General features: G+C 71.6%; 13 protein-coding genes. 3 read left to right on the forward strand and 10 right to left on the reverse strand.

Annotated features, from left to right (window positions below):
- The 5 genes from FB047_RS04265 to FB047_RS04285 form a co-directional block, all read right to left on the reverse strand.
- Positions 1-5952 (reverse strand): Ig-like domain-containing protein, encoded by a 5952-nt coding sequence (locus FB047_RS04265; protein ID WP_136585975.1) that lies wholly within the window; start codon positions 5950-5952, stop codon positions 1-3.
- Positions 5949-7085 (reverse strand): serine/threonine-protein kinase, encoded by a 1137-nt coding sequence (locus FB047_RS04270; protein ID WP_136585976.1) that lies wholly within the window; start codon positions 7083-7085, stop codon positions 5949-5951. Before FB047_RS04270 ends, FB047_RS04265 begins: the two co-directional genes overlap by 4 nt.
- A gap of 123 nt (positions 7086-7208) precedes the next feature.
- Positions 7209-7871, reverse strand: coding sequence for a spermidine/putrescine ABC transporter substrate-binding protein (locus tag FB047_RS04275; protein WP_136585977.1), 663 nt, complete (start codon positions 7869-7871; stop codon positions 7209-7211).
- A 57-nt stretch (positions 7872-7928) separates the two neighbouring features.
- A complete protein-coding gene (locus FB047_RS04280; RefSeq protein ID WP_136585978.1) occupies positions 7929-8411 on the reverse strand; it encodes a hypothetical protein in 483 nt (160 codons plus the stop codon).
- A 28-nt stretch (positions 8412-8439) separates the two neighbouring features.
- Entirely contained in the window at positions 8440-9555 is a 1116-nt protein-coding gene (locus FB047_RS04285; RefSeq protein WP_136585979.1) for an ABC transporter, read from the reverse strand.
- A gap of 123 nt (positions 9556-9678) precedes the next feature.
- Here FB047_RS04285 and FB047_RS04290 point away from each other — a divergent pair, with 123 nt between their 5' ends.
- Complete coding sequence (locus FB047_RS04290) at positions 9679-10263, forward strand: hypothetical protein (protein ID WP_136585980.1); 585 nt, start codon at positions 9679-9681, stop codon at positions 10261-10263.
- Positions 10264-10276: 13 nt separating this feature from the next.
- On the opposite strand, the gene FB047_RS04295 is transcribed toward FB047_RS04290, so the two are convergent.
- The 5 genes from FB047_RS04295 to pxpA all read right to left on the reverse strand — a co-directional run bounded on the left by FB047_RS04295 (position 10277) and on the right by pxpA (position 21238).
- A complete protein-coding gene (locus FB047_RS04295) occupies positions 10277-10876 on the reverse strand; it encodes a hypothetical protein (RefSeq protein ID WP_136585981.1) in 600 nt (199 codons plus the stop codon).
- Between the two features lie 242 nt (positions 10877-11118).
- Positions 11119-14994: a DNA-directed RNA polymerase subunit beta' gene (gene rpoC, locus FB047_RS04300; protein WP_136585982.1), complete on the reverse strand. Its 3876-nt coding sequence runs from the start codon at positions 14992-14994 to the stop codon at positions 11119-11121.
- Positions 14995-15050: 56 nt separating this feature from the next.
- The gene (rpoB, locus tag FB047_RS04305) at positions 15051-18548 is read right to left on the reverse strand and encodes a DNA-directed RNA polymerase subunit beta (RefSeq protein WP_136585983.1); all 3498 of its coding nucleotides are present in this window, start codon (positions 18546-18548) and stop codon (positions 15051-15053) included.
- A 273-nt stretch (positions 18549-18821) separates the two neighbouring features.
- Positions 18822-20489, reverse strand: coding sequence for a 5-oxoprolinase subunit B/C family protein (locus tag FB047_RS04310; protein WP_240752618.1), 1668 nt, complete (start codon positions 20487-20489; stop codon positions 18822-18824).
- Positions 20486-21238, reverse strand: a complete 753-nt coding sequence (gene pxpA, locus FB047_RS04315) for a 5-oxoprolinase subunit PxpA (protein ID WP_136585984.1) — start codon at positions 21236-21238, stop codon at positions 20486-20488. Before pxpA ends, FB047_RS04310 begins: the two co-directional genes overlap by 4 nt.
- A gap of 191 nt (positions 21239-21429) precedes the next feature.
- Here pxpA and FB047_RS04320 point away from each other — a divergent pair, with 191 nt between their 5' ends.
- Positions 21430-22296: a spermidine synthase gene (locus FB047_RS04320; RefSeq protein WP_136585985.1), complete on the forward strand. Its 867-nt coding sequence runs from the start codon at positions 21430-21432 to the stop codon at positions 22294-22296.
- Between the two features lie 94 nt (positions 22297-22390).
- Positions 22391-22918: a hypothetical protein gene (locus FB047_RS04325; RefSeq protein ID WP_136585986.1), complete on the forward strand. Its 528-nt coding sequence runs from the start codon at positions 22391-22393 to the stop codon at positions 22916-22918.
- The last annotated feature ends 24 nt before the right edge of the window (positions 22919-22942 follow it).

Below are 22942 nucleotides of genomic sequence, written 5' to 3' on the forward strand. Positions count from 1 at the left end.
TCAGTTGTTGCCCGCGGGCGGCTGCGAGGGGTCGACCTTGCCGGGGTCGCACGTGCCGCCGGTGACCAGGGTGGCGTCGTCGAGGCCCCAGCCCTTCGCCGACCAGCTGACCAGGACGCGGGCGTTCTCCACTCGCACCGCCCCCTTCGGGACGATGGTCGGGTCGGTCGCGTCGAGCTTCTTGCCGGCCTTGTCGTAGTAGATGACGCCGGAACGGTCGGTGGAGGTGCGGGCCTCGCCGTTGCTGGTCTTCCAGCCGAGCTTCAGCTCGCTGCCGGCGACGCAGGAATCGACGCGAGCCGAGGCCTGCACCTGGTACGGGGCGCTTCCGGACGCGGGCTTCACGACGCCGCGGTCGGAGCGGGTCTGCCAGAGGTTGTGCTGGAAGTAGACGCCGATCCCGGGGTCGCTGTCATAGACGAACGTGCCGTCGTTCCAGTTGTCGTAGACCGCCGTGTTGTTGCGGGGCGGCTTGTCTCCCGCCTCGATGCGGCTGATCTTCCACCGGGCGGTGTCGCCGTCGACCACGGGCTTCGCGTCGACGCGGAACGTGTATCCCTGCGGGGCGGAGGTGTCCTGGGCGGCGTCGACGGTCTGCTCGATCTGGGCGGAGCCGAAGCTCTTGCCCTGGTAGACCGAGTCGACGCACATGCGCACGGTATACGTGACGCCGTCGTCCTTGCCCGGGAACTCCCGACGGGAACCGTCATCGCCCACGCGGCACGAGCCGTCGATCGCGAAGCCGTAGCGCAGCTCGGAGCCGTCGCCGTTCTTCGAGGCCGATCCCTCGGCCACGATCGTGACCTTGCCACCGCCTTCTCGCTTCGAGGTCAACGAGAGGGTGAGCTGCTGCGGCGCGCCGACGCCGTGCGCGGAGAACACGAGGGCCTGCCCGCTCTGCGACCCGCCGAGACCCGGCGGCACCGTGAAGCGCGAGATCGGGGTGACCGTGATCTGGGTGGAGGAGTTGCTGCCGACCGGGAAGGCGTCGATCGAGACGTTCTCCTGGTTGCGGCCGATGTCGACGGTGCGCTTCTGCCCCGCGGCGCTCACGATCTCGAGCGACCCCGTCTCGGCGGCATCCACACCCCGGATCGTCAGGTCGGCGACGCCGCCCTCTCCGCCGTTGTCGACGGGCGTGAAGTCGCCGGACCTCGGCCGGTCGGGCGAGGCGTAGGCCCACGCGGTCGTGCGGACGGCACCGCGCGACTCGCCGACGCTGTTCACCGCCGTCACGATGTACTCGCGCTGCTCGCCGTTCGGCGCCGAGATCACCGGGCAGCCGCCGTCGGGGCCGCACTGCGCGACGACCTCGCCGCGCGAGCGCACCGTGAACCCGGCGAGCGCGGGATAGGCGCGGCGGGCCTCGCCCGGGTCGACGCGCAGCGTGAGGGAGCCGTCGGCGTAGGCGGTCTGCCGCACGCTCGCGGGGGCGCGGGGATAGCCGAGCAGGTCGAGCACCACGCGGGCGTCGCGCGTGGAGGCGGTCGTGCGTCCCTGGGCGTCGCGCAGGGTCACGCTCGCGCTGCACGTGGCGCCCGGGGCGTCGGCGTTCCACGACGCGACGACGCTCGTGGGCGAGGCGACGGAGAAGTCCACTCCCGCGCACGCGGCGGTGGGCCGCACGCCCACGACCTCGAGCGGGGTGCGCGGCAGCGGGTTGACCTCGCCGCTGATGCCGATCACGCCGATCGTGCAGCTCGAGCCCTGGGCCTGCGAGCACTGCGACGAGGTGGTGCCGCCCTGGGGCAGGGTCGAGGGGGCCGCGCCCACGCGCAGCACGAGTCGCGCCGGGGCGACGGCGTTGTGGCTGGTGACCGAGACCACCGCCGCGGTGTCGGTGCCGGGCACCGCTCGGTCGTCGCCCACCACGGTCACCGTCGAGCCGTCGAGGGAGACCTGGAACGCCGACCCGCTGTCTCCGAGCGCGTACCGGATGCCGGCCCAGTCCTCGCGGCCGAGCTGCCAGGAGGTCATGTTGCGCAGGTCGAACGTCTTCGTCTCGCCGGGGCCCACCGTGATCGAGCCGGGCCGCAGTTCGGGCTGGGGATCGCGCGCCACGACGCCGATCGGCACCGACAGCACCGTCCACTCCTGCGTCCCCGCCACGCGCACGGGCACCTGGCACGCGTCGGTCCACGGCGAGCCGGTGCCCGCGTCGTACCGCACGACCGAGCCGCTGACCGAGCAGCGCCCCTCCGCCCGCACGCCGGTGGTGGCGACGTCGGTTCCGACCTCGAGGGTCGCCCGGCGGGGCAAGGCGACGAGGGATGCCATGTCGAACTCCACCGACGCCAGCTCGTCGACGCGCTGCGCCGAGCCGGGCCGCAGCGCGAGACTCACGTCGTCGTCGCCGGGGACGCGCAGGAACGCGTAGGTGGTGACGTCGGCGTCGCCCACGCGGCCGGTCACCGCGAACGGGATCACGCGCCGCGTGGCCGGAAGATCGCCGGACAGACGGCGGCCGTCGAGACGGACGTCGGTGGGCTGCCCCCACAGCGACACGTCGAGATCGCCGACCTCGCCGCCCGACCAGGTCGCGCGACCCGCGAGCACGTCGACGCCGGTGGAGAAATCGTCGCGGTTCTCGACCGTGAGCACCGTGTCGGTGACGACCGGGTAGTCGGGAACGCTCTCGCGGACCACCTTGACCACGATGAGGCCGCGACCGGTGTTGCCCGAGTCGGACTCGACGTCGTAGAGGAACGACATCGTGCCCGGGTCATCGCCCGCCTTCAGGACGACGCCGGTGTCGCTGACCGTCTCGACGAACCCGTTCAACCGCGCGTACTCGGGGTTGGCGCTCCCGTCGACCAGGGTCTCGGGCAGGTCGGGACGCACCGCGGTGAGGGTGAGGCGCCCCTGCGTGGGGTCGATGTCATTCGCGAGCGGGCTGACGCGGATGGTGCGGTCTCCCCCGGCCTGCACCTGCACGTAGTCGGTGAAGGTGATCGGACTCGGGTTGGCCTCGGCATCCAGGATCCCGATGCGCACCGTGCCCTCGCCCGTGGCGCCGGAGGGGTCGGACACGCGGTAGCGGAACGACACCTGCCCGCGATCTCCCGGCACCGAGGAGTAGACGATCGACGAGCCGTCGGGGGCGACGGATGCCGTGCCCCGGTCGGGCTGGGCCACGATGCGGTCCAACGTCACGGCGTCCCCGTCGGGGTCGACGCCGAAAGCCTGGAAGTCGATCGTCGTGGTCCCCCCGCTGAGCACGCGCCCCTGCAGCGTCTCGGGGAGCGGAGCGCGGTTGGCCTCTGCGCCCAGGACGGTGATGCGTACGGTCGCCTCGTCCCACAGGGCGGGCGTTCCGGTGGTGTACACGCGGTAGGTGACCTCGTACGCCCCGGGGGTGGTGGGGGCGAGGTAGCGCAGCACGCCTCCAGACGCGAAGGCGAGGGCGTCGCTCGCCGGCTGCGCCTGCACGCTCGAGGGGTCGAGGCTCGGGCGCCCTCCGGCCGGGGAGATGTCGTTGTCGAGGACGGGGATGTCGATCTGCGCGCCCGCGCGCACCGTCACGGTGTCGTCGACCGCGATCGGCGCGATCTCGGGCGCCGGCGGCAGCAGGTACACCGTCGCCTCGCCCGCGACGCGGGAGCCCTCGTCGTCGGTGCCGTCGCTGACGGTGTATCCGACCGTGCCGAGCAGCCCCGCCGCGCCGTCGGCCGTCGAGCCCGAGACGCGGAGGTCGTTCTGCCCGACGGTGTCGACGGTGAGCGACGCACTGTCCGCGGCGGCCGGGGTCACATCGCTCAGCAGCAGTACGCGCCCGGTGGGGTTGGAGACCGCGGTGAAGACGTCGAGGGTGGCGTCCTCCTGCGGGCGGACGAAGGCCACGACCGGCGCCGTCGACAGTTGCGCGGGAGCGTCGCCGGGCAGCAGGGTGATGCGGGCCGTGCCCGTGGCATCGCGGCCCCCGCCGTTGACGGTGAAGTCGACGCGGTACACACCCGGCGCGGAGGCGGAGAAGTCGAACACCGTGCTGCCCGCGACGACCGTCGCGGTCGCGGCGGCGTCGTCGAGTACGCGCACCGAGCCGAGGGTCACGTCCCCCGCGGTGCCGGTGACGTGCGGACCCACGTCGACCGAGAGCGAGGTGCCGACGGTGTCGATCGTCGCGAAGGACTGCACCGCGAGCGAGGGATCGGGGGTGACGCGGATGACGAGGGGCTTCGTGGTCGTCGCCCCGGAGGTGTCGGCGACCGTGACGTCGAGCTGGATGTTCTGCTCGCCGCCCGAACCGTCGTCGGCGTGCTGGTAGACGACGTCGCCGCCCGGGGTCGCGGCGACCGTCCCCACCCCGCCCGGGTTCTCGACCGACAGCAGCAGCAGGGGGTCGCCGTCGGGGTCGACCCATCCGGGCAGCACGGGGACGGTGATCGTCCCGCCGCGCGCGACCTCGGGGGTCGGCCACGGCTGCAGGCACTTGTCGACGCCGCACCAGACGGGGGCCGCGTTCGACTCCGCGGGGGACACGGTCAAGGTCACCGTCGTCGCGGCGGAGGTGAGCCCGTCGGCCGTCGTGCCGTCGGTCACGGCGTAGGTGAAGGTCGCGGTGCCGGTCGCTCCCGGCTGCACGCGCACGGCGAGGCGCTGCCCGGAGTCGGTGAGCGAGAGGGCGCCGAAGGCCGGGTCGAGACCGGTGACGCTCTCGGGCACGATGCTCAGCACGTCTTCGTTGGGGTCGTGGTCGTTCAGCAGGACGGGGAGGGCCGTGAGCCGCCCCGCGCGCACACCGAAGGCGTCGGGCTCGGCGATCGGGGGCTTCGGATCGAGGACGACGCTCAGCTGCTCGTCGCTCTGCACCGCGGCCTGTTCGGTGCGATCGTCGAGCGACCAGTTCTGGCTCGAGGCGACGAGGGCTCCGTCGGGCACGGTCCACACCCAGCCGGTGCGCGTCTCGTTCAGGATGACGGCGTGATCGGTCGCGACGAAGACCGGACGACGCTGGTCGGGCAGGCTCGCCCCGCCGTAGTCGAGGGAGGTCTCGCCCTGGTCGCTACGCCAGAGCGTGCCGCCGCCGTCGTCGGGGAGCAGCCACGCGGCGTAGGCCACGCCCTGGTGGGTGAGCGGGCGCGCGGGCTGGCCGCGCACCTCGCCGCTGCCACCCGCTTCGCGCCGCGGCCCCGAGCCGTCGGCGGGGATCGCCCACAGCGAGCTGTCGTCGGCGAGGTAGACGGCGTCGGCGCCCGCGTCGGCCTCGCTCAGCGAGGCCTGCTCCCCCAGATCGATGTCGACCGGATCGGCGCCGCGCGTCCAGACGCGGCCGGCCTCGGCATCCACGAGCACCCAGGTGTCGCCCGCGGCCGAAAGCTCGGGGGCGGTCACCGCGACATCGAGGGCGTCGCGCGCGCGCACCTCGTCGGCGTCGATGTCGTACCGGATCACGGACTTGTCGACCGAGGAGTAGGCGAAGAGCATGCCGCGATCGTCGAGGGCGATGGCATCCGCGGTGTACGACACCGCGTCGTCGTCGCCGGCGGTGCCGAAGGGGTCGAGCTCGGCGGAACGTTGCGCGGCCTCGCTCAACCGCCCGGCGAAGAGCGCGCCCGTGTCGGTGCGGTAGACGACGTAGTCGCCGGCGGTGGCCACCGAGGTCGTTCCCGGAGGGGTGTCGGGGGCCGCCTCGAGCTGGTCCTGCTCGAGGTCGACGGGCTGCGCCTCGTCGATGCGGGTGAGCTTGCTGTAGCTGTCGGTGAACAGGTAGGCGCCGTCGCCCGCCTGCGCCACCTGGCTCGGGTTCCCTGCCGTCCGCACGGTGTCGAGCTCGCCGACGGTGGTGTTCACCCGGGCGTAGCGTTGCCCGTCGCCGGTCTGCAGCGCCCACACCGAGGTGTCGACCTCGGGGGTCTGCTGGGCGTCGAGCCCCGGCCAGACGATGCTCGCGGTGACCACGAGCGTGGCCGCTACGACGGTCGAGGCGAGCCCGACCAGCGTGTGGCGCTTCACCGCAGCACCCCCGTCGCGTAGAGCGCGGCCACGACCACCGCGCCGGCGGTCACGAGCGTCGCCGAGGCGAGCACCCACGGCAGTGCCCGGGATGCCGTGGAGACGGGCGTCGCGATGTCGGTGTCTTCGTCGCGGGCGTATCCCGTGATGCCCGACGAGTCGCGGGTCTTGCGCGAGATCTCGCGCTCCACGCGCGAGCGGGCGGGTCCGCGCACCGTGCCGTCGGCGAAGTCGATCGCGCGCGCGGCGGGCGCCCACTCGGCCGCGGGCACCTCGAGCGGCGTGGCCGCGGAACCCATGTCGGTCTGCACCCCCTGCAGCGCCTCGCCGAAGGCGCGGGCGCTCGCGTACCGCTGCGCGGGATCGCGCGCCATCGCCTTCGCGAGCACCTCCTGCACGGACGGCGGGACGTCGTCGCGGGTGATCGGCGTGTAGGAGGCCCGGGCGATGCGCCTGCGCAGCTGCTCGCGCGAGTTCTGGCCCTTCTCGCGCCGCTCGAACGGGCTGTGGCCGGCGAGCAGCGAGTAGACCGTGGCCCCGAGGCTCCAGACCTCGCTCGCCACCGTGCCGGCGGTCTGCTCCGCCACGACCTCGGGCGCGCTCCACGGGACGCTCATGGCGAGCATCTCGTCGGCTCCCTGACGCACGAGGGACGACGAGATGCCGAAGTCGGCGAGCACCGGGGCGCCGAAGGTGGTCACGAGGATGTTGCTGGGTTTGACGTCGCGATGGATGAGCCCGGCGTGATGCGCCGATTCCAGCGCCCCGGCCATGCGCACGCCGATCGAGAGCACCTCGGCGACGGGGATGCGCTCGACGCGGTACCGCTGCGCGAGCGAGCCGGGGCAGAACTCCATGACGATGTAGGGGCGCCCGTCGGCCGAGATCCCGGCCTGGTAGACGGTGACGATCGACGGGTGCGCCGACAGGTGCGCGAGCACGTCGGCCTCGGCGTTGAACATGCGCAGCAGGTCGGTGTCGCGCACGTCGCTCGGCAGCACCTTCACCGCGACGTCGCGGCGCGGCATGTCCTGCCCGTAGAGGAATACGTCGGCGAACCCGCCCGACCCGAGGGGACGGATGTACGCCAGCCCGGGCAGGATGGGCGGCGACGACGGAAGCCGCTGCGGCATCGAGCCCCCTCCCCCGGACGACGCACCCGCGACTCAGCGGGCGCACAACCCGACGATGCTAACAAAGCAGTCTTTGACGACCGTGCGCGTTGTGCACAGGCGCCGATCGGTCCCGGCGTCGACTCAGGATGCCGGGGCGTCGGGCTCGCGGGGATCGAAGGGCGCGTCGAGGGAGCGCGTCAGATCGTCGAGCAGGGCGGCGATCTGCGGCTCGACGTACTCCGCGACCGCGGCCTGGATGCGCAGGCGGTGGTGCAGCAGGATCGTGCACACCTCGCGGCCGATCATGTTCGCGTAGTCGTCGGCGAGACCCACCTCCTGCCGCAGGGCCGCCTTCGCGGCATCCGACAGCGGAGGGAGGGCCGGGATCTCGGCGTCCTCCTCGGCGGCGAGCCCCGACAGCGTGAACAGGAACGGCGACCCGGGTTCGGGGTCGGGGTCGAGCGGCATCCCGTCGAACTCGGGCTCGAGACCCTCGGTGGGGCGGTACGACCGACGGCGGTTGCGCTCGGCCTGCTGGTCGAGCTCGGCCTGCAGCATGGGGAGGTTGCGCGCGGTGTAATCGGCGACGGCGTGGTCGACGATGCCCTTCACCCGGGTCGAGAGTCCGTGCTGCACACCGTGCGGCACGTCGGACCCCAGACCCGCGGCGGAGAGGACCGGCGACCCGAAGCACCGGCGGCACGGGGCGACCCGCCCGCGGTGGTGGGCGGGTTCCCAGCGCGGCAGCCATCGCAGCCAGGCATCCACCGCCTGACCGACCTGGCTCTCGAGCGACCGCTCCACGGCCCCTACGCTAGTGCGACACGCCCGGGGACATGCGGATGCCACGGCGCGAGCGCGTCACGACGCCTCCTCGTCGTCCTCCCAGCGCCAGCGCGGCCCCTCGGCCCGCGTGCGGCGCAGGAAGACCCCGACGAGGCCGGCGAGCAGTCCCGCCGCGGCTACGACCGCGCCGGGGAAGCTCAGAGCGACACTGCCCGCGGCGGCGACACCGCGGGCCGGGTCGGCCCCGCTCACCAGCGCGCCCACGACGATGCCGCCCACCTCGCCCACGAAGGCGGCGATCGCGCACGGCACCGCGGTGAGATACCCCGGCGGGTCGGCGCGCAGCCCCCACAGCAGTACCGCGGAGAAGAGCGCGAGGGCGGCGACCTGGCCGACGACGCCGGGGATCGCCCCGAGCCCCCGCACGGGGATGACGTCCGCGTTCAGGGCGAGGCTCGCGACCCCGAGTCCGCCGATCGAGAGGGCGATGAAGGTGATCGCGGCGAAGACGACCGCGACCGGCGGGGTGACCCCCGCCGGTCGCGGCTCGTTCGTCATCGCGGCAGCATCCGTGTCCGCGCTCGCGTCAGCGCTGCGAGAGCTGAGGGCCGGCTTCGAGCGTGCGCTCGTATTCGCGCTGCGCCTCGGCGTTGATCTCGGTGACGCGGCGACCGCGTGCGGCGACCCAGGCGCCGAACCAGATCGTCAGCTCGCGTCCCAGCACGAAGGCGACGATCGCGAGCGGGGCGAGCACGTTGTTCTGCAGGAGGTCGAGCGACTCGCTCGAGGTGATGCGCCAGAACGGGGCGGCGAAGAGCACACCGAGCAGGTGTCCGGCCCAGGCGATGACGCCCACGATCAGACCCCAGACGACCCAGTGGCCCCAACGGCCGCGGTTGATCAGGGCACCCAGGAACCAGAAGCCCAGGTAGAACGCAACGGTCGGCACCCACAGGCCCGCCGTCGTGAGAGCGGCGAGGGCCTCTCGACCGAGGTCCGAGACGCCGAAGGCCCCGCTGAGCAGGCCGAGGCCCAGGGTCGCGGCCAGGTACAGCACCGCGAAGACGAGCGCGGCGAGCAGGCCGATGGCGCCGGCGGCTCCGCGGTTGCCGCGGGGGCGGGGCGCCTCGGGAGCCTGGACGAAGATCGGCTGCGGTCCGCCGACGGCCCGCGCGGGCTCCTCGGCGACGGGGGCCGGGGTCGTCGCAGCACCCGCTCCGGCGGCGGCCGTGCCGACCGCTCCCGCGGCGACGGCCGGGGCGACGGTCGTGGTCGCGTCGTCGTGGCGCGCGGCGTCGGTCTCGGCGGGGGCGTATCGGGCCGTGGCCGGCTCGGGCTCGGCGGAGGCGGCGTACGCGGCCCAGCGGGCGTCTTCGTCGTCGAGGTCGGCCGACGACACGCTCGTGGCGGCCGGGCTCGTCCGCGGCTCGACCGGCGAGGCGTCGTGCACGACGGGGGCGGGGTGCTCCGCGCGAGCGGTCACCGCCGAGGCGGCGTCACGTTCCGCGGTTTCGCGCTCGTCCCACGCGGCCTGGGCGGCGGCGGGGTCGACGGCGTCGCGCTGCGCGGCTTCGGCGTCGGCGAGGCCCTCGTGCGCGCGGCCGACCACGTCGTGCGCGTCGTCACGGGGTTCGGCGACGGGGTCGCCGTACGAGTTCGTGGGCTCCGCGACGGGGTCGCCGTGCGGCTGGTGGTCGCTCATGGGGTCTCCTCACGCGGTACTTGCCGCGCAAGGCTATCCCGCGTGCCGCCCCGCACCCGGGAGGCGTGCCGCGGTTCTGCATTCCGCCTGGGCGGGAGGCGGCGCTGCGCATAGGCTGAACGCATGTCCGGTCGCCTGTCCCGCACGCTCCTCGCCGCTGCGCTCGCGGGTGCGACGGCGCTGGCGCTGAGCGCCTGCGCCCCCTCCGCCGACGAGGCCGCGCCGCAGGAGTCGGCTCCCGTGGTCTCGGTCAGCCCCACCCCGATCCCCACGATCACCCAGACCGCGACGGCCGTGCGCATCCCCGCCGACTGCCGCGCGATGCTCTCGACCGACGTGCTCTCGCAGCTCGGCTCGGTTCCCCTGAACGATCCCTCGCTCGGCCCGTCGGGCGTCCAGTCGGACGGCTCGCTGATCTGCATCTGGCGCGACCCCGCCGCCGACACCACGAGCCTGACGACGAAGATCTCGCGCATGGACCGCGGCCCCGCGCTCGACATGCTCAACGACCTGGTCACCACCCAGGGCTTCAGCTGCTACACGCCCGACGAGGGCACGCGCTGCGAGAAGACGTGGATCAACGACACCTACCCCGTCAACGACGGCCGCACCCTGTTCTGGCGCGACGGCGTGCTCGTCGACACCCAGTACTCGAACCTCGCCCCCACGGGCTACACCGCGAGCATCATCACCTCGATCTTCGGCTGAGCGCGGCGGGCGCTCACCCGCCGGAGAACGCGTGGGATGCCACGATCGCGGCGTAGTCGTCGGGCGCCCATCCCGAGAGGGTCGACGAGACCCACCGGTCGCCGCGCAGGTCGTGCACCTCGACGACATCGCCGGTCGTCCGCGCGCAGTGGGTCGTGTCGCCGTCGGCGGTGCACGCGAACCCCTGCGCGGCGAGGGTCGTCGATACCGCTGCCGCCCCCTCGGGCGTCACGGTCGACACGGTCGTCTCGACGAACCGGCCGGCGGAGCCCCGCCAGTGGCACGTCACGACGACGGTCGGCGATGCGGCGGCGACGGCCTCGGAGGTCGACAGCGCGACCGTGCGGCGCTGCCACAGCAACGCGTCCGGCGACCACACCATCGACGACCACAGGGGCTGCGAGTACAGGTGCCGGCAGTCCTGCGCGGGTTCCGCCGGGGCGGTCTCGACCGCGGCCGGCGTCGACGTGGCCGAGCGCAGCGTGTCGCCCACGAAACTCACCGCCGCGGGGATGCCGGGGGCGGCCAGCACGATCATCGCCGCGACCGCCGCGGCGCACAAGACCCCCGCGGGCCATGCCAACCACAGGCTGCGTCCACCGATCCGGGCCATGCGTTCCTCCGCATCCACGGTAGGCGCACTCCCCCGGCTCCCCCGCTCCTCGACACGCCGCGCGGCCGACCCGACACCGACGCGACACACCGCCGACACGAGGAACGGGGCGGGGGCGCGGGGAGCCCGGACACGACGAAGGCCCCCGGCGCGAGCCGGGGGCCTTCGGGGATCAGGATGCCGCGCCGGGGCGTGGCATCCGTCGATCAGGGTGGAGCCGGCTCAGCGGCTCCACCCTGCAATCAGTTGTAGGTGCCGGGCGTGAAGTCGTCCGTCGAGAAGCTGTCGAAGTCGACGTAGCTCAGGTCGGCGTCGCTGTACGCACCGTCCGAGGCGAAGATGCGGTTGGGGTACCGCTCGCTCTTGGCCTCTTCCGTAGCCTCGACCGTGACGTTGCGGTACTTCGCAAGACCGGTTCCGGCGGGGATGAGCTTTCCGATGATGACGTTCTCCTTGAGGCCGACCAGCGGGTCGCTCTTGCCCTCCATGGCCGCCTGCGTCAGGACGCGGGTGGTCTCCTGGAACGACGCGGCCGACAGCCACGACTCGGTCGCGAGCGACGCCTTGGTGATACCCATCAGCTCGGGACGACCCGACGCGGGGCGCTTGCCCTCGCCGACCGTCTCGCGGTTGATGGTCTGGTAGCGCTTGAAGTCCACCATCTCACCGGGCAGCAGATCGGTGTCGCCGTGGTCGACGACGGTGACCTTGCGGAGCATCTGTCGGACGATGACCTCGATGTGCTTGTCGTGGATCGGCACACCCTGCGAGCGGTACACGCCCTGGACGCCGTTGACGAGGTACTTCTGCACCTCGCGGGCACCCTGCACGCGCATGACCTCCTTGGGGTCGAGCGTTCCGACCTGGAGGGGCTCACCCACCGAGACGTGCTGGCCGTCCTCGACCAGGAGCGTCGCGCGCTTCAGGACGGGGTAGACCACCGGCTCGTCGCCGTTGTCGGGCGTGAGGATGACCTTCTTGGCCTTGTCGGTCTCGTCGATCGTGATGCGACCGTCGGCCTCGGCGATCGGGGACGCACCCTTGGGGGTACGCGCCTCGAACAGCTCCTGCACGCGGGGAAGACCCTGCGTGATGTCGTCGGCCGACGCGGAACCACCGGTGTGGAAGGTACGCATCGTCAGCTGGGTACCGGGCTCACCGATCGACTGGGCCGCGATGATGCCGACGGCCTCGCCGATGTCGACGATCTTGCCGGTCGCGAGCGAACGGCCGTAGCACTTCGCGCAGACACCGACGGCCGAGTCGCAGGTCAGCACGGAGCGGACCTTGATCGTCTCGACGCCACCGGCGACCAGCTTGTCGATGAGCACGTCGCCCACGTCGTCGCCGGCCTCGGCCAGCACGGTGCCCTGCGCGTCGACGACCGCCGTGGCGAGCGTACGAGCGAACACCGAGTTCTCGACGTTGGCATCCTTCACCAGCGAACCGGTGGAGTCGGCCGCGGCGATCGGGAGCTCGAGGCCCTTCGACGTGCCGCAGTCCTCTTCGCGGATGATGACGTCCTGCGAGACGTCGACGAGACGACGCGTCAGGTACCCCGAGTCGGCCGTACGGAGGGCCGTGTCGGCCAGACCCTTACGGGCACCGTGCGTCGCGATGAAGTACTCGGCGACCGACAGACCCTCGCGGTACGAGGAGATGATCGGACGCGGGATGATCTCACCCTTGGGGTTGTTCACCAGGCCTCGCATACCCGCGATGTTGCGGATCTGCAGCCAGTTACCACGGGCGCCCGACGAGACCATGCGGTTGATGGTGTTGTCGGCGGGGAAGTTGTCCCGCATCGCCTTCTGGACCTCGTCGGTGGCCTCGGTCCAGATCTTGATGAGCTCCTGGCGACGCTCGGCGTCGGTGGTGAGACCCTTCTCGTACTGGCCCTGGACCTTCGCGGCCTGCTTCTCGTAGCCCGCGACGATCTCCGCCTTGTTCGGCGGGGTGAGGATGTCGCTCAGCGCCACGGTGACACCCGAACGGGTGGCCCAGTAGAAGCCGGCGTCCTTGATGCGGTCGAGCGATGCCGCGACCTCCACCTTCGGGTACTCCTCGGCGAGCTTGTTGACGATCTGCGACAGCTTGCCCTTGTCTGCCTGCTCGCGCACGAACGGGTAGCCCTTGGGGAGCGTGTCGTTGAAGATCGCCTGACCGAGTGAGGCGTCGACGAGGCCGTGGACCTCGTAGCCCTCGGGCGCCTGGCCCTCGAGGAAGGTCAGGCCGGGGATGCGGATGCGCGCCTTGGCCTGCAGGTCGAGGGTGCCCTCGTCCTTGGCCAGGATCGCCTCGCCCACCGAACCGAACGCACGGCCCTCGCCCACGGCACCCTCCTTGAGGGTGGTGAGGTGGTGCAGACCGATGATCATGTCCTGCGAGGGCAGGGTGACCGGACGGCCGTCCGAGGGCTTCAGGATGTTGTTCGACGCGAGCATCAGCACGCGGGCCTCGGCCTGAGCCTCGACCGACAGCGGCAGGTGGACGGCCATCTGGTCGCCGTCGAAGTCGGCGTTGAACGCCGCGCAGACGAGCGGGTGCAGCTGGATCGCCTTGCCCTCGACGAGCTGGGGCTCGAACGCCTGGATGCCGAGACGGTGCAGGGTGGGTGCACGGTTCAGCAGTACGGGACGCTCGCGGATGATCTCCTCGAGCACGTCCCAGACCTCGGGACGGTAGCGCTCGACGGCGCGCTTGGCGGCCTTGATGTTCTGCGAGTGACCGAGGTCGATCAGGCGCTTGATCACGAACGGCTTGAACAGCTCGAGAGCCATCTGCTTGGGCAGACCGCACTGGTGGAGCTTGAGCTGGGGTCCGACGATGATGACGGAGCGGCCCGAGTAGTCCACGCGCTTTCCGAGCAGGTTCTGGCGGAAGCGACCCTGCTTTCCCTTGAGCATGTCGCTCAGGGACTTCAGGGCGCGGTTGCCGGTACCGGTGACGGGGCGACCACGGCGACCGTTGTCGAACAGCGCGTCGACGGCCTCCTGCAGCATGCGCTTCTCGTTGTTGACGATGATCTCGGGGGCACCGAGGTCGATCAGGCGACGGAGGCGGTTGTTGCGGTTGATCACGCGACGGTAGAGGTCGTTCAGGTCACTGGTGGCGAAGCGGCCACCGTCGAGCTGGACCATCGGACGCAGCTCCGGCGGGATCACCGGGACGACGTCGAGCACCATCGAGGCCGGCGACATGCCGGTCTGCAGGAACGAGTTGACGACCTTCAGACGCTTGATCGCGCGGATCTTGCGCTGGCCCTTGCCCTCCGAGATCTGCAGGTGGAGGCTGTCGGCCTCGGCCTGCAGGTCGAAGGTCTCGAGGCGACGCTTGATCGACTCCGCACCCATGTGGGCCTCGAAGTACTGACCGAAGCGGTCCTGGAGCTCGTGGAACACGTCGTCCTCGGGCTTCAGGGCGCCGACCTCGAGCGTGCGGAAGTCCTCCCACACGCGCTCGAGCTTGGCGATCTGCTCGTCGGCGTTCTTGCGGGCCGCCGTCATGTCCTTCTCGGCGGCGTCCTTGACCTTCTTCTTCTGGTCGGCCTTGGCGCCCTCCGCCTCGAGGGCGGCGAGCTCCTCCTCGAGCTTGGCGAGGCGAGCGGCGACGCGGGCGTCGCGGCGGTCGCCGAGCGTCTTCAGCTCGAGGCGGATGTTGTTCTCCTGCGTGGCCAGGTCGCGGTGACGGGCGTCCTCGTCGACCGAGATGACCATGTAGGCGGCGAAGTAGATGACCTTCTCGAGGTCCTTCGGCGCCATGTCGAGCAGGTAGCCGAGGCGCGAGGGCACGCCCTTGAAGTACCAGATGTGCGTGACGGGCGCGGCGAGCTCGATGTGGCCCATGCGCTCGCGGCGGACCGAGGACTTGGTGACCTCGACGCCGCAGCGCTCGCAGACGATGCCCTTGAAGCGCACGCGCTTGTACTTGCCGCAGGCGCACTCCCAGTCGCGGGAGGGTCCGAAGATCTGCTCGCCGAAGAGGCCGTCCTTCTCGGGCTTCAGCGTGCGGTAGTTGATCGTCTCGGGCTTCTTGACCTCACCGAAGGACCAACGACGGATGTCGTCGGCGGTGGCCAGACCGATACGGATCTGATCGAAAGTGGTTGATTCGAGCACTGGTTCTCCTGTGTCGGAATTCTCTGAAATCTGAGCTGGGTCGCTGAGCTGGAAGCTCAGATCTCGTCGATCGACGAGGACTCGAAGCGGCTGGAGATGTTGATGCCGAGCTCCTCCGCGGCGCGGAAGGCGTCGTCATCCGTGTCGCGCAGGTTGACCGCGGTGCCGTCGGCCGAGAGGACCTCGACGTTCAGGCACAGCGACTGCATCTCCTTCATGAGCACCTTGAAGGACTCGGGGATGCCGGGCTCCTGGATGTTCTCGCCCTTGACGATGGCCTCGTACACCTTGACGCGGCCGAGGATGTCGTCGGACTTGATCGTGAGGAGCTCCTGCAGCGCGTACGCGGCACCGTAGGCCTCGAGCGCCCACACCTCCATCTCACCGAAGCGCTGGCCACCGAACTGGGCCTTACCGCCGAGCGGCTGCTGGGTGATCATCGAGTAGGGGCCCGTCGAACGCGCGTGGATCTTGTCGTCGACCAGGTGGTGCAGCTTCAGGATGTACATGTAGCCGACCGAGATGGGCGCCGGGAACGGCTCGCCGGAGCGACCGTCGAACAGCAGCGTCTTACCCGAGGAGTCGACCATGCGGTCGCCGTCGCGGTTCGGGATCGTCGAGTCGAGCAGACCCGCGATCTCGGCCTCGAACGCGCCGTCGAACACCGGGGTCGCGACCTTCGTGCCGGGGGCGGCCTCGCGAGCCGACTCGGGCAGCTGAGCGGCCCACTCCGGGTTGCCCTCGACCTTCCAGCCCTGCTGGGCGATCCAGCCGAGGTGGAGCTCGAGGACCTGACCGAAGTTCATTCGACCGGGGATGCCGAGCGGGTTGAGGATGATGTCGACCGGCGTGCCGTCGGGCAGGAAGGGCATGTCCTCGATCGGGAGGATCTTGGCGATGACGCCCTTGTTGCCGTGGCGGCCGGCGAGCTTGTCGCCCTCGGTGATCTTGCGCTTCTGGGCGATGTAGACCACGACGCGGCGGTTGACGCCCGAGCCGAGCTCGTCGTCACCGTCCTCGGCGTTGAACTCCTTGACGGCGATGATCGTGCCCTGCTCGCCGTGGGGCACCTTCAGCGAGGTGTCACGGACTTCGCGGCTCTTCTCGTTGAAGATCGCGCGCAGCAGGCGCTCCTCGGCGCTGAGCTCGGTCTCACCCTTGGGCGTGACCTTGCCGACGAGGATGTCACCGGGACGCACCTCGGCACCGATGCGGATGATGCCGCGGTCGTCGAGGTCCTTCAGCAGGTCGGGGCTGACGTTGGGGAGGTCACGGGTGATCTCCTCCTTGCCGAGCTTGGTGTCGCGCGCGTCGACCTCGTACTCCTCGATGTGGATCGACGACAGCGTGTCGTCCTTCACGAGGTCCTGGCTGAGGATGATCGCGTCCTCGAAGTTGTGACCCTCCCACGTCATGAACGCCACGAGGAGGTTCTTGCCGAGGGCGAGCTCGCCGTTCTCGGTCGCGGGACCGTCGGCGATGACCTCGCCGGCCTCGATGCGCTCACCGGCGGAGACGACCACACGCTGGTTGTAGGACGTGCCCTGGTTGGAGCGGTCGAACTTGCGCAGGAAGTAGTCCTGCGTGCCGCCCTCGTCGAGCTGGATGGTCACGACGTCGGCCGAGACCTCCAGGACGACACCCGACTTGTCGGCGGTGACGACGTCACCGGCGTCGATCGCGGCGAAGCCCTCCATACCGGTGCCGACGACGGGCGACTCGCTGCGCACGAGCGGCACGGCCTGGCGCTGCATGTTCGCACCCATGAGGGCGCGGTTGGCGTCGTCGTGCTCGAGGAACGGGATGAGCGAGGTCGCCACCGACACCATCTGGCGCGGCGAGACGTCCATGTAGCCGATCTCGTCGACGGGGAACAGGTCGACCTCGCCACCCTGACCGCGGCGGGCCAGGATGCGGTCCTCCACGAAGTGGCCGTCGGCCTGGAGGGCGACACCGGCCTGGGCGACGATGTGGTCGCTCTCTTCGCTGGCGGTGAGGTAGTCGATCGTGTCGGTCACGCGACCGTCGACGACGCGACGGTACGGCGTCTCGATGAAGCCGAACGCGTTGATGCGCGCGAACGAGGCGAGCGAGCCGATCAGACCGATGTTCGGGCCTTCGGGCGTCTCGATGGGGCACATGCGGCCGTAGTGCGAGGGGTGGACGTCACGGACCTCGACGCCGGCACGCTCGCGCGACAGACCACCGGGGCCCAGGGCCGAGAGGCGGCGCTTGTGGGTCAGACCCGCGAGCGGGTTGTTCTGGTCCATGAACTGCGACAGCTGCGAGGTTCCGAAGAACTCCTTGATCGCGGCGACGACGGGGCGCACGTTGATCAGGGTCTGCGGCGTGATCGCCTCGATGTCCTGCGTGGTCATGCGCTCGCGGACGACGCGCTCCATGCGCGACAGACCGGTGCGGACCTGGTTCTGGATCAGCTCGCCGACCGCGCGGATGCGACGGTTGCCGAAGTTGTCGATGTCGTCGGTGTCGAGACGGATCTCGGCGGCCTGGCCGTTGCGCGTGCCGTCGAAGGTCGCGTCGCCGCGGTGCAAACGGACGAGGTACTTGATGGTCGCGACGATGTCGTCGACGGTCAGCACCGAGTCGCTGAGCGGCTTGTCGAGGCCGAGCTTCTGGTTGATCTTGTAGCGACCCACCTTGGCCAGGTCGTAGCGCTTGGCGTTGAAGTAGAAGTTGTCGAGCAGCGCGCGGGCGGCCTCGGCGGCGACCTGCTCGCCCGGACGGAGCTTGCGGTAGATGTCGCGGAGCGCGTCTTCCTTGGTGAGGATCGTGTCCTTCGACAGCGTCTCTTCGATCGAGTCGAAGCCGCTGAACTCGGCGAGGATGTCTTCGCTGGTCAGACCGAGGGCCTTGAGGAAGACGGTGACCGACTGCTTGCGCTTGCGGTCGATGCGCACGCCGACCTGGTCGCGCTTGTCGATCTCGAACTCCAGCCACGCGCCGCGCGAGGGGATGACGCGCGCCGACACGATGTCCTTGTCGGAGGTCTTGTCGGGCGTCTTGTCGAAGTAGACACCGGGCGAACGCACGAGCTGCGACACCACGACACGCTCGGTGCCGTTGATGATGAACGTGCCCTTGTCGGTCTGGAGCGGGAAGTCGCCCATGAAGACCGTCTGGGTCTTGATCTCACCGGTCTGGTGGTTCATGAACTCGGCCTCGACGTACAGCGGGGCGGCGTAGGTCTTGCCGCGCTCCTTGCACTCTTCGATCGAGTACTTCTCGGGCTCGAGGTAGGGGTTCGTGAACGAGAGCTGCATCGTCTCGCTCAGGTCTTCGATCGGGGAGATCTCCTCGAAGATCTCTTCCAGACCGCTGATCTCGGGCACGTCGGTGCGACCGGCGGCCTGGGCCTCGGCGACGCGCGCCTTCCAGGCCTCGTTACCGACGAGCCAGTCGAACGACTCGGTCTGCAGCGCGAGCAGATCGGGAACGGTCAGCTTGTCGGAGATCTTCGCGAACGAGAGGCGGGATGCTCCGCGTCCGCTCTTGGGGGTGGTGGTGGTGGATGCGTTGCTCGCAGCAGCCAAGGGAATAACCTCCAGAAGCCCGGGCGAGGGGCTCGTGATTCCTTGTCGTCAGGTGGAGTGCGTTCCTGCCCCGAAAACCTGCACGTCGCACGCCGCGGTGAAGCGGGGACGGGCAGGCTCAGCCGACCACCATATGAGGGCAGGGGGAATCGAGGAGCGCAAAGTCCAAGCATACGCGGGAGGACTCGCCGTGTCCAGTCCAATTCTTGACGCGTTTGCGGACCTGCGGTATAACCGCGTGCGCCCGTTCGTCATTCCCCGCGGAACCGGGCGTCAGGCGCGCCGGAACCGGAGCCGATCGCCCGGTCGCACCTGCGCGAGCGCGTCGAGGGCGGCATCCGTCACCACGGCGATCACGGGGTACCCGCCCGTGACGGGACCGTCGGCCAGCAGGATGACGGGCCGCCCGTGCGGGGGCACCTGGATCGCCCCCGGCCGCATGCCCTCGCTGGGGAGTTCGTCGTGACGCACGCGTTCGAGGGCGGGGCCGTCGAGGCGGATCCCCACGCGGTCGACGTCGCTCGAGACCGTCCATCGCGCCTCGAGAAGGGCCGCTCGCGCGGCGGCGGTGAACCAGTCGGCGCGGGGCCCTTCGGCGATCCGCACGTCGTGCAGCGCGGGCGGGACGGTCCACGGGAAGACGTCGATCGCCGGAACAGCGGATGCCGCCCGCCCCGCGTGGAGCACGTCGCCCGCGCGCACGGGAGCGGGGCCGAGGCCGGCCAGCACGTCGTGCGAGCGCGAGCCCAGGGCGGCCGTGGTGACGACCCCGCCGCGGACGGAGAGATGAGCGCGCAATCCCGCGCGCGCGGGACCGAGGCGGATCTCGCTCCCGGCGGGGACCAGCTGGGGCGCGTACATGTCGACCGCGCGATCGGCGACGACGACGTCGACGAGAGCACCGGTCACGCACACCCACGTGTCGCTCTCGGCACGGGCGACGAAGCCGCCGACGGCGATCTCGAGGCCGGGGGCGCCCTCGTCGTTGCCCACGAGGCGGTTGGCGATGCGCAGGGCGCGCCGGTCGAGAGCTCCCGAGCGGGCGACGCCCAGGGCGGCACGACCGGGGCGGCCGAGGTCTTGCACGATGGCGAACGCGCCCGGGTCGAGCACGCGGAGGGCGGGTCGGGGCGGGAGAGAGGAGGGGGCTGAGCCCGTCGGAGCCTGCGGACGCGGCGATGGGGAGAGGGTCCCGGCCCCTTCGACAGGCTCAGGGACCGCTGAGCGCGCAGGGGCCTCGGCAGGCCCAGCGACCTCGGCGGGCGCGAGCGGCGCCGCGGAGGTGACGCGCTCGCGCTCCGGCACGAAGCGCACGCGCGCTCCCGGGGGCAGCAGCACCGGGGTGGCGGCATCCGGATCGAAGAGCACCGCGTCGGTCGCGCCGATCAGCCGCCAGCCGCCCGGGGTCTCGCGCGGATAGGCGCCGCTGAAACCGCCCGCGAGACCGACGGCCCCGGCGGGCACACGGGTGCGCGGCCGGGCGAGGCGCGGCACGTCGAAGGGCCAGTCCTCGCTGACGAGGTAGGCGAAGCCCGGGGCGAAGCCGGTGAAGGCGACCGTCCAGTGCGCCCCCGCGTGTCGGGCCACGAGATCGACCGCCGGGATGCCGAGCAGCGCGGCCGTGTCGTCGAGGTCGGCGCCGTCGTACCGCACGGGCACCTCGACGAGGGGGCCGGGTCGCACCGCCGCGGCCCGCGAGCCGGTCGCGCGGCGGATCCACTGCTCGACGCCCGCGCGTCCGATGCGGGCGGGGTCGAAGGCGACGAGCACGGTGCGGGCGGCCGGGACCAGCTCGTCCACGCCCGCGGGCGGCGCGGCGGCGAGCGCCGCGTGCAGCGCCAGGACGCCGGCGAGGTCGGCGACCTCGGCCAGCACGGCTCGCTCCCCCAGGGGTCTGAGGACGATGGCATCCGCCGGCTCGTCGTCTCGCGGCGAGGTCACCACGGGGCGCGGACCGCGATGCCGGCGTCGTCGAGCGCGGCGCGCACCGCGCGGGCCGTCTCGACGGCGGCGGGGCTGTCTCCGTGCAGGCAGAGCGAGGCCGCCTCCACCGGGATCGTCGTGCCGTCGACCGCGTCGACCACCCCGTCGCGCACGAGCCGGACCGCCCGCTCCGCCACCCGGGCGGCGTCGTCGAGCAGCGCTCCGGGGGCTCCGCGCGGGACGAGGGCGCCGTCGCGGGTGTAGCCGCGATCGAGGAACGCCTCGCGCACGAACGGCAGTCCCGCGGATGCCGCGGCCTCGGCGATCGCGCCCCGCAGGCCGAGCACGGGCAGGGGGCGACCGAGGCGGGCGGAGTGGTCGGCGACGGCCGCGACGACCGCGGCGGCCTGCCCCGCGTCGTCGATGACGGCGTGGTACAGCGCGCCGTGGGGTTTGACGTAGCGCAGCTCGGCGCCGGCGGCGGTGAGCGCGTCGAGCTGCACCGCGATACTCCGGCGCAGGTCCGCGGGGGCGGGATCGCGGCGCACGCGGCCGAAGTTCGCGCGATCGTCGTACGAGGGGTGCGCGCCGACCGCGACCCCGAATCGGCGCGCGCGCTCGACCGAGGCGCGCATCGACGCGTCGTCGCCCGCGTGCGCTCCGCAGGCGACGTTGGCGCTCGACACGACGGCGAAGAGGGCCTCGTCGTCGGCGGTGGGCATCCCGTCCACCGTCTCGCCGAGGTCGGCGTTGAGGTCCACGTGCATGGAGCCACGGTAGCGGCGGGCCCCGACAGCGCGGCGGGGCGCCGCGGGATCGCCCCGGCGTGTCACCACGGCACGGGATGCCACGGGACGGGACGGACGACCGGAGCGGCATCCGGCCCCGGCGGACCTCCCGTCGTCGATGCCCCTCGCGCCCCGAACCGCCCGCGAGGGCGGGCCGGTAGCGTGAGCGCATGGCCCGCATGCGCATCGAACCCGACGACGCCCCGACGGCCCGCCTGTCGGACGGGTCCATCGCGCGCGTGTCGCCCTCGGGGTTCGTGTCGGGGTGGGAGCTCGTCGTCGACGGCACGCCGCAGTCGCACGTCGACCTCGACGACCCGACGCACCTGCACTTCGAGTACGTCGCGCGCATGGGCGCCGTGATCGACCGCCTGCGGATGCCGGGACAGCCGCTGACCGTCGTGCACCTGGGCGCGGGGGCCCTCACCCTTCCCCGCTACGTCGAGGCGACCCGGCCGGGATCCCGCCAGCAGGTGATCGAACTCGAACCCGCGCTGTGGGACCTGGTGCGCGAGAACCTCCCCCTCCCCCGCGGCGCCTCGGTGCGCGTGCGCATCGGCGACGCGCGCGAGGGCCTCGGGCGGCTGCCCGCGGGCCTCGACGGCGCGGTCGACCTGCTCGTCAGCGACGTCTACTCCGGCGCGCAGACCCCCGCGCACCTGACGACCGTGGAGTTCTACCGCGCGGCATCCCGCCTGCTCGCCCCCGACGGCGTGCTGCTGGTCAACGTCTCCGACGGACCGGGGCTCGCGTTCGCGCGCCGGCAGGTCGCCACCGTCCGCGAGGTTCTGCCCGAGGTCATCGTGCTCGCCGAGGTGCAGGTGCTCAAAGGACGCCGGTTCGGCAACCTCGTCGTCGCGGCGTCGGCGGCACCGCTCCCCGTCGAGTGGCTGCCGCGCCTGATGGCGGCCGGGCCCCACCCCGCGAAGGTCGCGCAGGGCGCCGAGATCGTCGAGTTCATGCGCGGGTCTCGTCCCGCCACGGATGCCGATGCGACGCCGTCACCCAAGCCCTCGGCATCCCTCTTCGAACGCTGACGGCAGCGCTTTCGCCCCTCGACCGCGTGGCGCGTGCGGTGTCGACGCGAGGTCGGCGCAGACTGGAACTCCTGCCCGACCGAGAGGAGTGACGGTGAGCTACATCCACGGGTACGACCCCGACACGCTGCGCGAGATCACCGACTCCCGCGAGTGCCAGGAGCGTCTCGACGAGATCGGGTCGCAGCGCAGCCTGCACGCCCTTCTCGAGCGGGTGTGGCTGCTGAAGGTGCTCGACCGCTTCGACGAGGCGCTCGCGATCTCGGAGCAGTCGGTGCGCGTGGCCCGCATGGCCGGGACGCGCCGCGACCTCCTGCGCGCGCGCATCCTGCACGCGACGATCATGCAGTGCCGGGGCGCCTACGCCGCCGCCGAGCAGGAGCTGACGATGTGCGCCGAAGAGGCCGAGGGGCAGGGCTGGGCGAGCATCGCGGCCTTCGCCCTGCAGCACCGCGGCAAGGTGCACTACGACGAGGGCGACTTCGACAGCGCCCGCCGCGATTTCAAGCAGGCGCTGTTCCTGCGGCAGAACGCCGGAGCCACCGACGCTCAGCTCGAGTCCACGCTGCTGGCGATCGACGCGGCCGACCGTCGACGCACGCGCGAGGTCGTCGCGAGCTGAATGTCGTAGGCCCCGCCTAGCCTT

It is taken from the genome of Microbacterium hydrothermale (assembly GCF_004854025.1).
GTDB classification, from domain to species: domain Bacteria; phylum Actinomycetota; class Actinomycetes; order Actinomycetales; family Microbacteriaceae; genus Microbacterium; species Microbacterium hydrothermale.